This window comes from Corallococcus sp. 4LFB (assembly GCF_046520365.1).
GTDB classification, from domain to species: Bacteria; Myxococcota; Myxococcia; order Myxococcales; family Myxococcaceae; genus Corallococcus; species Corallococcus caeni.
Genome location: NZ_JBKGHJ010000249.1, coordinates 1 through 12,356, shown reverse-complemented (window position 1 = coordinate 12,356; position 12,356 = coordinate 1). Strand labels below are relative to the sequence as shown.

14 protein-coding genes and 1 pseudogene are annotated in these 12,356 nt (G+C 71.4%); 6 read left to right on the top strand and 9 right to left on the bottom strand.

The features are described 5' to 3' along the window. Positions 1–197: 197 nt before the first annotated feature. Complete coding sequence (locus tag ACLEQD_RS24540) at positions 198–935, bottom strand: MerR family transcriptional regulator (protein WP_410387235.1); 738 nt, start codon at positions 933–935, stop codon at positions 198–200. Between the two features lie 371 nt (positions 936–1,306). Between ACLEQD_RS24540 and rsgA the strand changes: the two are divergent. Continuing rightward, positions 1,307–2,400: pseudogene (gene rsgA, locus ACLEQD_RS24535) on the top strand (ribosome small subunit-dependent GTPase A). A gap of 55 nt (positions 2,401–2,455) precedes the next feature. Here rsgA and ACLEQD_RS24530 read toward each other — a convergent pair. Together ACLEQD_RS24530 and ACLEQD_RS24525 are read right to left on the bottom strand one after the other, a co-directional pair. Continuing rightward, entirely contained in the window at positions 2,456–3,016 is a 561-nt protein-coding gene (locus ACLEQD_RS24530) for a hypothetical protein (RefSeq protein WP_410387240.1), read from the bottom strand. A 94-nt stretch (positions 3,017–3,110) separates the two neighbouring features. Then, positions 3,111–3,377: a TetR family transcriptional regulator C-terminal domain-containing protein gene (locus ACLEQD_RS24525; protein WP_410387236.1), complete on the bottom strand. Its 267-nt coding sequence runs from the start codon at positions 3,375–3,377 to the stop codon at positions 3,111–3,113. Between ACLEQD_RS24525 and ACLEQD_RS24520 the strand changes: the two genes are divergently transcribed. Together ACLEQD_RS24520 and ACLEQD_RS24515 are read left to right on the top strand one after the other, a co-directional pair. Then, entirely contained in the window at positions 3,357–3,560 is a 204-nt protein-coding gene (locus ACLEQD_RS24520; RefSeq protein ID WP_410387238.1) for a hypothetical protein, read from the top strand. The genes ACLEQD_RS24525 and ACLEQD_RS24520 overlap by 21 nt on opposite strands. 297 nt (positions 3,561–3,857) lie before the next feature. Continuing rightward, positions 3,858–4,607, top strand: a complete 750-nt coding sequence (locus tag ACLEQD_RS24515; RefSeq protein WP_410387233.1) for a glucose 1-dehydrogenase — start codon at positions 3,858–3,860, stop codon at positions 4,605–4,607. A gap of 50 nt (positions 4,608–4,657) precedes the next feature. On the opposite strand, the gene ACLEQD_RS24510 is transcribed toward ACLEQD_RS24515, so the two are convergent. After that, entirely contained in the window at positions 4,658–4,888 is a 231-nt protein-coding gene (locus tag ACLEQD_RS24510; RefSeq protein WP_410387231.1) for a hypothetical protein, read from the bottom strand. A gap of 29 nt (positions 4,889–4,917) precedes the next feature. Then, a complete protein-coding gene (locus tag ACLEQD_RS24505) occupies positions 4,918–5,760 on the bottom strand; it encodes a 2-oxo acid dehydrogenase subunit E2 (protein ID WP_410387229.1) in 843 nt (280 codons plus the stop codon). Between the two features lie 113 nt (positions 5,761–5,873). Between ACLEQD_RS24505 and ACLEQD_RS24500 the strand changes: the two genes are divergently transcribed. Further along, positions 5,874–6,800, top strand: a complete 927-nt coding sequence (locus tag ACLEQD_RS24500) for a DUF1684 domain-containing protein (protein ID WP_410387227.1) — start codon at positions 5,874–5,876, stop codon at positions 6,798–6,800. A gap of 72 nt (positions 6,801–6,872) precedes the next feature. Here ACLEQD_RS24500 and ACLEQD_RS24495 read toward each other — a convergent pair whose 3' ends face one another. Together ACLEQD_RS24495 and ACLEQD_RS24490 are read right to left on the bottom strand one after the other, a co-directional pair. Next, complete coding sequence (locus ACLEQD_RS24495; RefSeq protein ID WP_410387225.1) at positions 6,873–7,712, bottom strand: hypothetical protein; 840 nt, start codon at positions 7,710–7,712, stop codon at positions 6,873–6,875. 470 nt (positions 7,713–8,182) lie between these two features. Next, positions 8,183–8,761 (bottom strand): type 1 glutamine amidotransferase domain-containing protein, encoded by a 579-nt coding sequence (locus ACLEQD_RS24490; RefSeq protein ID WP_410387223.1) that lies wholly within the window; start codon positions 8,759–8,761, stop codon positions 8,183–8,185. Between the two features lie 166 nt (positions 8,762–8,927). On the opposite strand from ACLEQD_RS24490, the gene ACLEQD_RS24485 reads away from it, so the two are divergent. After that, a complete protein-coding gene (locus tag ACLEQD_RS24485) occupies positions 8,928–10,100 on the top strand; it encodes a PQQ-dependent sugar dehydrogenase (protein ID WP_410387221.1) in 1,173 nt (390 codons plus the stop codon). Here ACLEQD_RS24485 and ACLEQD_RS24480 read toward each other — a convergent pair whose 3' ends face one another. Further along, a complete protein-coding gene (locus ACLEQD_RS24480) occupies positions 10,101–10,904 on the bottom strand; it encodes an ABC transporter permease (RefSeq protein ID WP_410387219.1) in 804 nt (267 codons plus the stop codon). Beyond that, positions 10,901–11,671, bottom strand: coding sequence for an ABC transporter ATP-binding protein (locus tag ACLEQD_RS24475; protein ID WP_410387217.1), 771 nt, complete (start codon positions 11,669–11,671; stop codon positions 10,901–10,903). The genes ACLEQD_RS24480 and ACLEQD_RS24475 overlap by 4 nt, the downstream gene beginning before the upstream one ends. A gap of 72 nt (positions 11,672–11,743) precedes the next feature. Between ACLEQD_RS24475 and ACLEQD_RS24470 the strand changes: the two genes are divergently transcribed. Beyond that, positions 11,744–12,356: cation:proton antiporter (locus tag ACLEQD_RS24470; protein ID WP_410387215.1), on the top strand; the 613-nt coding region annotated here is incomplete at its 3' end.

Genomic DNA, 12,356 nt, shown 5'->3' with positions numbered 1-12,356 from the left:
GTCCGGCACGGGTGGCGTGGGCGGCACCGGCACCAGCGGCTCCGGCGGCACCATGGGCGGCGTGGGCGGCACCGGCACCGGCGGCTCCAATGGTTCGTCCACCGGCACCGTCGGCGGCCAGTAGCCTTCCGATGAGCTGTCCTTGAATGACGGTACGGCCGCCAGCCCTTCGCTGGCGGCCGCCGCCATGTCTGGCTTTACTTCGGCGCGTCCAGACAGGCCATCGCCCGGCCCACGTACTCCATGAGCTTCGGGTCGCGGCCCTGGCGCTGCGCCACCTGCGGCTCCTGCTGGTGCAGCGTCTGGAGAGACTTCTCGATGCCGGGGTTGCCGCCCGTGAAGGCGCGGATCAGCTCGCGCCAGCGCGTGGCCAGCGCGCGCACCGGCTCGGACGCGGGGTCGGCGCCCTGCTCCATCTGCTCGCGCATGCTCGCGATGAGGCGGGGCCACTCGGCCTCCACCTGTTGGACGGCGTCGTCACCCATCGCCTGGCGACGGGCCTCCAGCTCCTTCAACTGCTCCGGGGTGTAGTACTTCTCGAACATGGTCATGGCCTCGATGGTCTGTAGGAAGTCGTCGGCGGAGACGGGCTCCGCCGCGCGCAGCTGTCGTGCGAGGGAATCCAGGCGGTCGCAGAGCTGACGCTGTTCCGCCAGCTGCTCCCGGGCCCGCTGGAGCCGCAGCTCCACCACGCGCAGGGCGGAGAAGTCCGCCCGGCCCAGCGTCTCGGCGATCTCCTCCAGCGAGAACCCGAGCTGCTTGAGCGACAGGATGTGACTCAGGCGGGCGATGTCCGCCGCCGTGTAGAGCCGGTGCCCCGACGCCGTGTGCGCCGAGGGCTTGAGCAAGCCAATCTCGTCGTAGTGGTGCAGCGCGCGGATGGACAGCCCCGTGCGCCGGGCCAGCTCCCCTACCTTCAGCTCCGTGTGCTGCATGCCTCACCCCTTTCCAGTCACCGCCCTTCGCGTGACTGGATGCGATGGGTACAACCTCACGTCGCGTGAGGTTCAAGAGGGAAAACGCACAGGCCCTTCAAGGGGTGGCCAGCCGCCGACAGGAATTGCTAGGGTCCCCGTCCGATGTCCGGTCCGGCGATGACCGCCGCTGACCCCGAACCATGAGGAGACCTGTCCTGTGATGCCGCCCCTTGTCGTCGTCGCGGCCCTGTCCGCCACGCGGGCGCTCATCCGCTGAGCCGGTCGCAGCACCGTCGTCCGTCGCAGCGCGAGCCCCGCTTCCTTCACGCCCGGCGCCCCGGAGTCCTCCTCCGCGCGGCCCTGGCATCGCGCTGCCCGGAGTTCCCCAAGTGTCACTCACAACCCTCGGCTGGGGTCCCGACCTCGACCTCGCGCTGTCTTCTTTCGTTTCGCAGTCGTCTTCCTCCGCTTCCCTCGTCCCCGGGCGCGTCGTGCGCCAGCAGCGGGGACTGCTCACCGTCCAGACCGCCGGCCCGGCCTTCCTCGCGCGCGCCGCCGGACGCCTCCTCCATCAGGCCCAGGGCGTGGAGGCCCTGCCCACCGTGGGCGACTGGGTCCTCCTGCAACCGCCCGCATCCGGTGACGGCGAGGCGCTGATGCACGCCGTGCTGCCCCGCCGCAGCCTCCTGAAGCGGCGCGAGGCGGGCAGCGAGCACGACGGGCAGCTCATCGCCGCCAACGTGGACGTGGTGTTCCTCGTCGTGGGGCTGGACGGCAACTTCAACCCCCGCCGCATCGAGCGCGCCCTCACCGTGGCCTGGAACAGCGGCGCCACGCCCGTCGTGCTCCTGACCAAGGCGGACCTCGCGGACGACGCCGCCGAGCGCGTCCTGGAGGTGGAGGCGCTGGCCCCCGGCGTGGACGTGCTCGCGGTGAGCGCGCACACGGGCCTGGGCGTGGAGGACGTGCGCGCGCGGCTTCCGCCGGGAGGACGGGCGTGCTGCTGGGCTCGTCCGGCGTGGGCAAGTCCACGCTCACCAACCGGCTGCTGGACGCCGCGCGGCTCGCCACCCAGCCCGTGAGCGCGGAGGGCGACAGGGGCCGCCACACCACCACGCACCGCGAGCTGTTCGTGCTGGAGCACGGCGGCCTCATCATCGACGGGCCCGGCATGCGCGAGCTGGGCCTGTGGGGCGACGATGACGAGGGCCTGGCCCACGCCTTCGCGGACGTCCTCGCGCTGGCCGTCGGCTGCCGCTTCAACGACTGCGGCCACCAGAACGAGCCGGGGTGCGCGGTGAGGGCGGCGGTGGAGGACGGCACGCTCTCCCCGGAGCGGCGCGCGAGCTTCGAGAAGCTCCAGCGCGAACAGGCCTTCCTGCACCGCCAGACGGACGCCGCCGCGCAGCGGGAGCACAAGCGGATGGAGCGCAACCGGTCCAAGGAGGGCCCGGCGCGGGCGCGCTTGAAGCGCGGCGAATAGACAGACCTCCCGGGCGCGGCGCGGAAAAGGACTCCGCGCCGCGTCCAGGCGTGGCTCAGAGGCCCGGGCTCGTCTCCGGCACCGCGCCGGGCGGCGGCAGCGGCGGCGGGGTCGGCGTCTCGAGCACCGGGGCCTCGCCCTCCCGCGGCGCGTTCGCGTCGTCCGGCACGCGGGCGGGCGCCTCCGGGCGCGGGCCTGCGTCCTGTCTTGGGTTGAAGTCCGGGGACCCCGCCACGCAGGAGTAGGCCACGGTGCGCGAGCCCACCAGGACCGTGGGCAGCAGCAGGCCAATCGCGGCGCAGTTGCCCTGCTCCTCGGTGGTCCGGTTGCCGCCGGAACACACCGCCGACCCGATGAACGCGCCCGCCACCGCGAGGCCCGCCTGGATGAGGAAGTCGCTGGCGGTCGCGCGGCTCTGCGCCCACGCGACGCCGTTCGCGCACTCGCTGCCAGGAGGGCTGGACACGGGCACCAGGCCCGCCACCGTGAACCACTGCCGGTCCTGGTGGACCGTGGGCTCCGGCCGCAGGTTCGTGATGATGCTCGTCCGATAACAGCCCGTCTGCCCCAGCATCAGCGCCGCCATGGACGCCGCCACCGCGTGTGCCTTCCGCATCAATGCCCCCAATCCCGGTGAGTGACCGCGCGCACCGGCGGTCAGGCCCCCGTGCCTAGCCCGGAGGCGGGGGTCCCCGGAAGAGGGGCGGGCCCTAACGGCGGCGCTTTGGCGCGACGGGCAGGCCTTCGAACGCCGTCTCCACCATGCCGCGAAGGGAGGCCTCCGCCATGCCCGCCTTGCCCACGGCCTCCAGCCCCCGCATGACCGCGAGCAGCATGGCGCCCAGCTTCCGGGGGTCCGCGTGGGCCGCCAGGTCCCCCTGCGCCTTCGCCTGCTCCAGGCAGCGCACGAACGCGGCCTCCAGCCCCTGGAAGGTCTCCAGCGCCCGGTCCGCGACGTGCGCGTCCTGCGCCGCCAGCTCCGAGGTGCCGCGCCCCAGCAGGCACCCGCGCCGGTTCGCGGGCCCGCGGACGCGGTGGCCACCCCCAGCAGGTACTGGCGCAGCCGCTCCAGCGCTCCGGCGTCCGGCCCCTCCAGCGCCTTCTTCACCGACTCCACGGAGCTCACGCAGTACGCGTCGAACACCTTCAGGAAGAGCTGATGCTTGTCGCCAAAGGCCCCGTAGAGGCTGCCCTTGCCCAGCCCCGTGGCCTGCATCAAGTCATCCATGGAGGTCGCCGCGTAGCCCTTGTTCCAGAACTGGTCGCGCACCGCGCGCAGCACCTGGGCTTCATCGAATGTCCGAGGCCGAGCCATGCCCTGAAATTAAAAGTTATTGACCGCTCGGTCCACCATTCTTAGATATGGACCACGAAGTCCATAACTCCCCGGTGACACGGGGAGCAGGTGGGCTGGCGCTTCACGGGGGCGCATGCGCCCCGGAGCAAGGAGCAGGACCATGGGCAGGCTCGACGGGAAGGTGGCGGTCGTCACGGGTGGAAGCACGGGCATCGGCTTCGCGACGGCGAAGCGCTTCGCGCAGGAAGGGGCGAAGGTGTTCCTCACCGGCCGCCGGCAGGCGGAGGTGGACCGGGCGGCGAAGGAGATTGGCCACGGCGCGGTGGGCGTGCGCGGAGACGTGTCCGTGATGGCGGACCTGGACGGGCTCTACGCGCGGGTGAAGGAGGAGGCGGGGCACCTGGACGTGGTGTTCGCCAACGCGGGCGGCGGCGAGTTCGCGGCGCTGGGCTCCATCACGGAGGCGCACTTCGACCAGACGTTCAACGTCAACGTGAAGGGCACGCTGTTCACGGTGCAGAAGGCGCTGCCGCTGTTGAAGGACGGCGGCTCCGTCATCCTGACGGGCTCCACCGCGGGCTCGGACGGCTCGGCGGCGTTCAGCGTCTACGCGGCGACGAAGGCGGCCATCCGCTCGTTCGCGCGCACCTGGGCGTCGGACCTGAAGGGGCGGGGCATCCGGGTGAACACGCTCAGCCCGGGCCCCATCGACACGCCGGGACTCAACGGGCTGGCGCCCGACGCGGCGGGGGGGAAGCAGCTGAAGGACCAACTCACCCGCCTCATCCCGCTGGGGCGCATGGGGCAGCCGGACGAGGTGGCGAAGGCGGCGCTGTTCCTCGCGTCGGACGACAGCAGCTTCGTCAACGGCGCGGAGCTCTTCGTGGACGGCGGCGCCGGACAGGTCTGAAGCCGACGGCGGCGCCGGACAGGTCTGAAGCGGTCCGGCGCGGGAGGGCTTCAGTCCTCCTTGCCGTCCGGGTTCGACGCGGCCAGCTTGCGCAGCTTCGCGGCGAAGGGGCTCTCGCCGTTCACCGGCAGCGGGCCGCCGGCCATGCGCTGGCGGCGGTCCATGGCGAGCGGGCCCTCGGGGGGGCCTTCCAGGGCTTCCTTCTCGAAGCGGTCCTGGCCGCCCAGCACCCGCCCCACGGGACGGGACGAGCCGACGCGACGGTAGGGATCCACGGACATGGCGTTGACCTCCGGATGACGCCCCCGTTCTACCGCGCTTCGTCCCCCGGCGCATCCCACCCCCGGGGGTCCTCCAGCGCGCCGCCGATGTGCCGGAGCACCCGGGCGGCCAGGTCCACGTCGATGAGGCGCGCGTCCCAGGTGCAGGTGAGCGTCATGGCCTTGCCGGGCACCAGCACCCCGTCCTCCACCACGGGCACGTCCCGCACCCGCCCGGGCGCCAGCAGCAGCGGCACGCGCGTGTAGGGCACCATCGCGACGAAGCCCCGCTCCAGCCCCAGCGAGCCCAGGTTCGTCACCGCCACGGAGCCGAACGGGTCGAACGGCATGCCCACCCGGCGCAGGTCCACGTTCAGGCCGTACCAGACGAAGGACAGCAGCCGCAGCGCGGGGCCCATCAGCCAGCCGGGCAGGAGCGACGAGCGGCGCTTGCCCCGCTCAATCTCCATGTCCTCGCGCGCGCGGACCCGCGACACGCGCGACTCCATGGCGTCCGCCAGGGCCTCCAGCGACTTCTGGTCCGCGCGGTGCACGGTGGCGGTGGTGAGGTCCACGCGCGACGCGCCGCTCGCCGGCTGCACCACCAGCACGCAGACGCCCACGTCCTCGCGCAGCCACGGGCGCTGGCCGCGCAGCACGACGTTGGCCTCCGGGTAGCGGCGCAGCGCGTCCGCCGCGGCCTTCGCCACCAGGTGCGTCACCGTCAGCCGGCGGCCGGTGCGCGTGCGGTGCGTGGCCATGAACGCGAGCGCCGCCTCCATGCGCACGTCCAGCGCCGCGTAGGCGGTGGGGTCGCGGGGCGCGCGCCACGTCCCCAGCGCGAGCTTGCGCAGGGCACTGGCGGGAGGCGCGGGGTGGAGGTCCAGGTTCACGGAAGGTTTCCCAAGCCTTTGCACGGCGGGAGCGCCGCGCGCAATGGGGAGCGGGCTTTGTTAGACAATGGCCGCAGCGCCCCTTCCCTCCCGCGCTTCGAGGCCCCATCCGAATGAGCACCCTCGCCCTGGTCCTGTCCCTGGCCCTGCAGGCCGCGCCGCCCGCGAAGCCCCTCCCGAAGCCCGCCGCGAAGACCGAGCAGAAGAACGCCCCCACGCAGGACGTCGCCGCCGCCACGCAGGCGTGGCAGGCCGAGCGGCTGCAACGCCTGACGTCGCCGGACGGCTGGCTGACGCTGGTGGGGCTCACGTGGCTGAAGGAGGGCGAGCAGCAGGCGGGCTCCGCGCCCGGCAGCGCGGTGCCGCTGCCCGCGCCGGTGCCTGCCCGGGCGGGCACGTTCGTGCGCCAGGGTGACACCGTGCGCTTCCAGCCCGCGGCGGGCGCGGCCTTCACGCTGGAGGGCAAGCCCTTCACGGGGGGCGCGCTGAAGACAGACGAGAAGGGCGCGCCGGACGTGCTGCGGCTGGGGAGCGTGAGCTTCCAGGTCATCCGCCGAGGTGACCGGCTGGGCGTGCGGGTGAAGGACTCGGAGGCCGCGGCGCGCAAGCAGTTCCAAGGCATCCCGCTGTACCCGGCCAGCGCGGACTGGAAGGTGGAGGCCCGGCTGGTGCCGGACGAGAAGCCGCGCATGCTCAGCGTGCCCACGGTGCTGGGCATGTCGGAGGAGATGAAGTCCGCGGGCACGCTCGTCTTCACGGTGGCGGGCAAGGAGCACCGCCTGATGCCCGTGGTGGAGGAGGGCTCGGACGAGCTGTTCATCATCTTCGGCGACGAGACGAACCGCGACACCACCTACGGCGCCGGCCGCTTCCTCTCCGCGCCGCTGCCGGACAAGGACGGGCGCGTCGTGGTGGACTTCAACCGCGCCTACAATCCGCCGTGCGCCTTCACCCGCTTCGCCACCTGCCCGCTGCCCCCGCGCGGCAACCGCCTGGCCCTGCGCGTGGAAGCCGGCGAGAAGCGCGCGGGCGACCACTGACCGCTGAGACGCCACCGCCCGCTTCCCTGGGGAGGGAAACGGGCGGCGTGGGGCGTCAGGGGCGATGGAACCTCAGAGCTGGATGGTCTTCTCCAGGTCCGCCATCCGGAAGCGCGCCATCGCCAGGTTCGCGTTCGCGCGGTGCAGCGCGATGTAGAGGAACAGCCCCTCGCGCGCCGCGAGCGGGCGGATGATGTGGTACTGCTCGCCCAGGGTGATGAGCATGTCCTCGATGCGGTCCTTGATGCCCAGGGCCTTCATCGTCTTCAGCTTGGCGCGCATCACCTCGGTGTTGCCCGCGGCCGCCGCGTCGATGTTGAACCCCGCGGCGCCCACACTTCCCAGGGTCATCCCGCTGTTCGCATCCGCCAGACAGACCGCGAACGCTCCCTCAATCTTCATCGCCTCTTCCAGCGCCTGCTTCACGTTCGCCATGACGTCTCTTTCCAAAAGAACGGGGGGAATCGAAGGGGACTGCGACTGCGAAATCGCGGGCGGCGGCACGGCGTCGGCGCTCAGCTCCGCCAGCTCGAACGTCAACTGGCTGGAGTAGGACCGAGGCTGCGGGACGAAGAGGGCCTGCGCCTCCGTCAGCTCGAAGAGCGCCTCCAGCTGCGCGCCCAGGTGCTGGCACAGCAGGTCGCGCAGCGTGTCGCGCGGCACCAGGCCCCACGCCACCAGCGTCTCGCAGAAGTTGCCGCCGCTCTTGCGGCACTCCGCCATCACCTGCTCGACGTCCTCACGGCTCACCAGCCGCGCGTCGATGAGCGCCGTGGAGAAGCTGCGCGCCCCCGGGCCCGTCAGCACCGTCCACGCCACCTTGCGCTCCACCACGAAGATGCGGCCGGAGACCGTGGCGGACTTCACCACCACCTCGCCTCCCAGCTTGCTCTCCAGGGCTTCGTTCAGCACCGCCCGGACAACCTGACGAGGCTGGGACATGACGGGTCGGGGGGCCGGATTCATGAGGGGGGATCCACGGAGACCGCCAGTGATGGCGCGGTCCGTCAGGGGGTCGCTGCGGTCGGAATAATAAGCAGCGACACTGCACAATCGCAACTCAACTGTAAAATTCAGGGAATAAATGACTCCCCTGGGGTTGGTGAAACCCCGTACAGATGGCTGAGTGTCTTGTACTGGGGGCTCAAAGACAACGGAACAATCCCAGAGCAGCGAAAACCTGACGCATGGACCCGACAGCGCAATGCGTCGTCAGGGCAGGCGGGTTCGCTCGGCAACACTTCCCTCTGAGAAGGGGGCTCCCTCCGCGGGAAGGCGCGCGGGCAATCCGCTCCGTCCTCCCCTGCGTATAGGCCCCCGGAGCGCGCGTGGCACCCCGGGGGCCTGGGTCCTGTGGGACCATGCTCCGCCCTGTTGGCGGCTCAGTGCACTGGCGGTGCGCGGTCCGCGGCGGCTTCCGGGGCCAGGGGGGACTCCAGACGTGGGGCGATGCCGTCCTTCACCTGGCGCACCAGGGCGGCGCAGAAGGCGTCCAGGTCGTCCGGCTTGCGGGACGTGATGATGTTGCCGTCCTCCACCACCTGGCGGTCCACCCAGCGCGCGCCGGCGTTGATGAGGTCCGTCTTGATGGACGGGAACGACGTGACGGTGCGCTCGTCCGCGATGTCCGCCTCCACCAGCATCCACGGCCCATGGCACACGGCGGCGATGGGCTTGTCCGCCTTGAAGAAGTCGCGCACGAAGCCGACCATGCCGATGTCCATGCGCAGGTGGTCCGGCGAGTAGCCGCCAGGAATCACCAGCGCGGCGAAGTCCGCGGCCTTCACCTCCTTCACTGCCTTCTCCGTGCGGATCTCCGCCCCCCTCTTCCCCTTGAGCGTCTTGCCTGCCTCCAGGCCGATGACGACGGGCTCATGGCCCGCCTGCTTGAGCGTGTCGAAGGGGACCTGGAACTCGGAGTCCTCGAAGTCGTTGGCCACGATGAGTGCGATGCGCGCCATGGAACTGCCTCCCGCTGGGCAATGGTTGCCGGTGAACCCGCCCGAGCAAGGTGCCCACGACAGGGGCCGGGACAACGTCACCCGGGACCGTCTTCTGGTGCCGCATGCGCTCGCCTGCCCCCCTTCCAGGTCGGTGGGCGGCGTCCACCAGCGCTAGATTCCCGCCATGCGCTCCCGACGCCTGCTGCTGTCCGCCCTCGTGGTGCTCGCCGCCTCCGCCGCCGCCTGCCGCAGGAGCCAGGCGCAGGGGACGGCCTCGCCCGCGGACTGCATCCTGGTGGAGGACGGCTGGGGACAGGACGGCAGCGTGCCCGTCACCGTGGACGTGGTGGCCGAAGGGCTGGAGGTCCCCTGGGGGGTCGCCTTCCTGCCGGGCCAGGACGGGGACGCGCTCATCACCGAGCGGCCGGGCCGCGTGCGGCTGCTGCGCGGCGGCAAGCTGCAACCCGGGGCCGTGGCCACGCTGCCCCTGACGGCGAACGGCGAGGGCGGCCTGCTGGGCATCGCCACGCACCCGGACTTCGCGACGAACCGCCAGTTCTACCTGTACGTCACCACCCAGGCGGACGGGGAGGCGCAGAACCGGGTGGAGCGCTGGACGCTGTCACCGGACGGCACGAGCGCGACCTTCGAGCGCGTCATCTTCGGGGGCATCCCGTCCGCGAAGTACCACGACGGCGGGCGGCTGCGCTTCGGGCCGGACGGCATGCTGTACGTGGGCACGGGGGACTCCCGCGACCCGGACCTGTCCCAGGACGTGAGCAGCCCCGCGGGCAAGCTGCTGCGCCTGACGCCGGATGGCGCCGTGCCCGCGGACAATCCCTTTCCGGGTTCGCCCGCGTTCCTGCTGGGCGTGCGCAACACGCAAGGCTTTGACTGGAAGGACGCCACTACGCTGTACCTCACCGACCACGGCCCCAGCGGTGAGACGATGCGCTTTGGCCACGACGAGGTGAACGTGGTGAAGGCCGGGGACAACCTGGGCTGGCCCGGCATCTATTCGTGCGAGACGCAGGGCGGGCGCATCACCCCGTCGCTCACCTTCGACGACGCGGCGCCCCCGGGCGGCGCGGCCGTCTACACGGGCACCGCGATCCCGGAGTGGCGGGGCTCGCTGCTGGTGGGCACGCTGAAGTCCCGGCACCTGCACCGGGTGGAGTTCGATACACAGAACCCCCGGCGCGTGGCCCGGCACGAGGTCTACCTGCGCGACACCTGGGGCCGCCTGCGCGACGTGCTGATGGGCCCTGACGGCCACCTGTACGTCACCACCAGCAACTGCGACGGCCGGGGCGAGTGCGGCCCGAGGAAGGACCTGCTCCTGCGCGTCCGGCGCTGATCAGCTCACGCTCTCCGCGCTGTAGCGGGCCAGCAGGCCCGTGCGCACCGCGTAGCGGTACACCCGCTGGAAGACCCAGCCCGCCAGCACGATGTCCAGCAGCGCCAGCGCGAAGCCCCAGCCCAGCATGGCGCCGGAGAACTCGCCGCCGGCCACCAGCGTGCGCACGCCCTCGAAGACGTAGGACGGGGGCAGCGCCTTCGCCACCCACTGCATCCACTGCGGCAGCGTGGACAGCGGGTAGAAGACGCCCACGAACGGGGACAGCAGGCTGGGGATGGGCCAGACGAACCACTCCGACGCGGGCCCCAGCCGCAGCACCAGCGCGCTGCTGAGGATGCCCAGCGCGATGCCGAAGAGGAACAGCACCAGCACGAAGGGGATGAACATCGCGCCGTAGGCGGCGAAGGACAGCCCGAACACCGTGGTGGACAGCAGCAGCATGACGCACAGGCCGATGGCGCTGGTCGCGACGCTCGTCACCACCAGGCCGCTCACGTACTCCGTCAGCGTGAGCGGCGTGGCGAAGACGTTGAGGAAGTTGCGCGACCAGACGTCCTCGAAGAAGCCCGTGGTCAGCCCCTGCATCACGCGCGCGAAGAAGTCCCAGAGCAGCACCGCGCCCAGGAGCGCCGGCACGAAGTTGTAGCCCGCGGACGTGACGCTGTTGAGGTACCGGGTCATGAAGCCCCACAGCACCATGTCGATGGCCACCCACGCGAACAGCGGCACCACGCGCGCGAAGTTGCCCTTGTAGAGATAGAACTGGCGCAGCGCGATGCCCGCGACGTGGCTCAGGTTCATGGCGCTTCGGTCCTCTCCAGCGCCAGCGGCTCGTTGGCCACGGCGATGAACAGCTCCTCCAGCGAGGCCTTGCCGTGCTCGCGGGGCAGCGTCCTGGGGTCTCCCTCCAGCAGCACCCGGCCGCGCGCGAGGAAGAGGACGCGGTCGCAGACGGCCTCCACCTCGTACATGTTGTGCGACGTCCACAGCACGCTGCTATCTCCCTTCGCGGCGAAGGCCTTGATGCGGGTGCGGATGTCCACCGCGGTGGCCGGGTCCAGCGACGCGGTGGGTTCGTCCAGCAGCAGCAGGCGGGGCTCGTTGAGCATGGCCTTGGCCAGCGACACGCGCGTCTGCTCGCCGGAGGACAGCACGCCGCACTTGGTGTCGCGGAAGCGCTCCAGGTCGTACTCCTCCAGCAGCGCCTCGATGCGGGCGGACAGCCCCTTCACGCCGTAGATGAGGCCAAAGACCCGCAGGTTCTGCGCCACGGTGAGGTTGCCGGGCAGGGGCGAGTAGACGGCGGCGAAGTTGGTGCGCGACAGCGCCTTGACCCGGTGGGTCTCCAGGTCGGTGCCCTCGATGGCGATGGTGCCGGAGGTGGGCTGGAGCACGCCCAGGAGCATGTTGATGGTCGTGCTCTTGCCCGCCCCGTTGGGGCCCAGGAGCCCCACGATTTCGCGGCGCCGCACGTCGAAGGAGATGCCGTCCACGGCCGCGTGGGCGCCGTACGTCTTGCGCAGCGCCGTGACGGAGAGCACCAGGGTGTCCAGCGAGCCGGAGTTCATCGGGGTCCCGCTGTACCACGCGGATCGAATCTGGAAAGCTTCGCGCCCTCCCCCGGTCCCAGTGGAGTCGCCGTGCTGCTGGAAGTGCCCATCCTCATCGGCCTGATGGTGGCGGCCATCGCGCTCGCGATCGCCGCCAAGCGGGCCAGCGTGCCGTACAACGTCGCGCTGGTGCTGGGTGGCCTGCTCATCTCCGTCGCGCACCTGCTGCCGGGCGTGCCACCGCTCAACCCCCAGTTGGTGTTCCTCATCTGTCTTCCGCTGCTGCTCTTCGAGGGCGGCATCACCGCGGACCTCAATGGCATCCGCGCGAACGCGCTCCCCATTGGCGTGCTGTCCACGCTGGGGATGATCCTCGCCATCGCCGCCACCGGCACCGCGCTGCACCTGCTGCTGGAGCTGCCGTGGGGGCCGGCGCTGCTGCTGGGCTCCATCCTCGCGGTGACGGACACGGTGTCCATCCTCTACGCCTTCCGCCGCGCGCCGGTGCCCGGAAGGCTGGCCGGCATCATCCAGGGCGAGAGCCTCTTCAACGACGGCACCGCGCTGGTGGCGTACGCCGCCATCGCGGCGGTGGTGTCGGGCGGGGCCGCGCCGTCCCTGGGCTCGCTGGGCGGCCACGTGCTGCTCGCGTCGGTGGGCGGCGCGGTGGTGGGGCTGGCGCTGGGCCTGCTGGGCGGCTTCA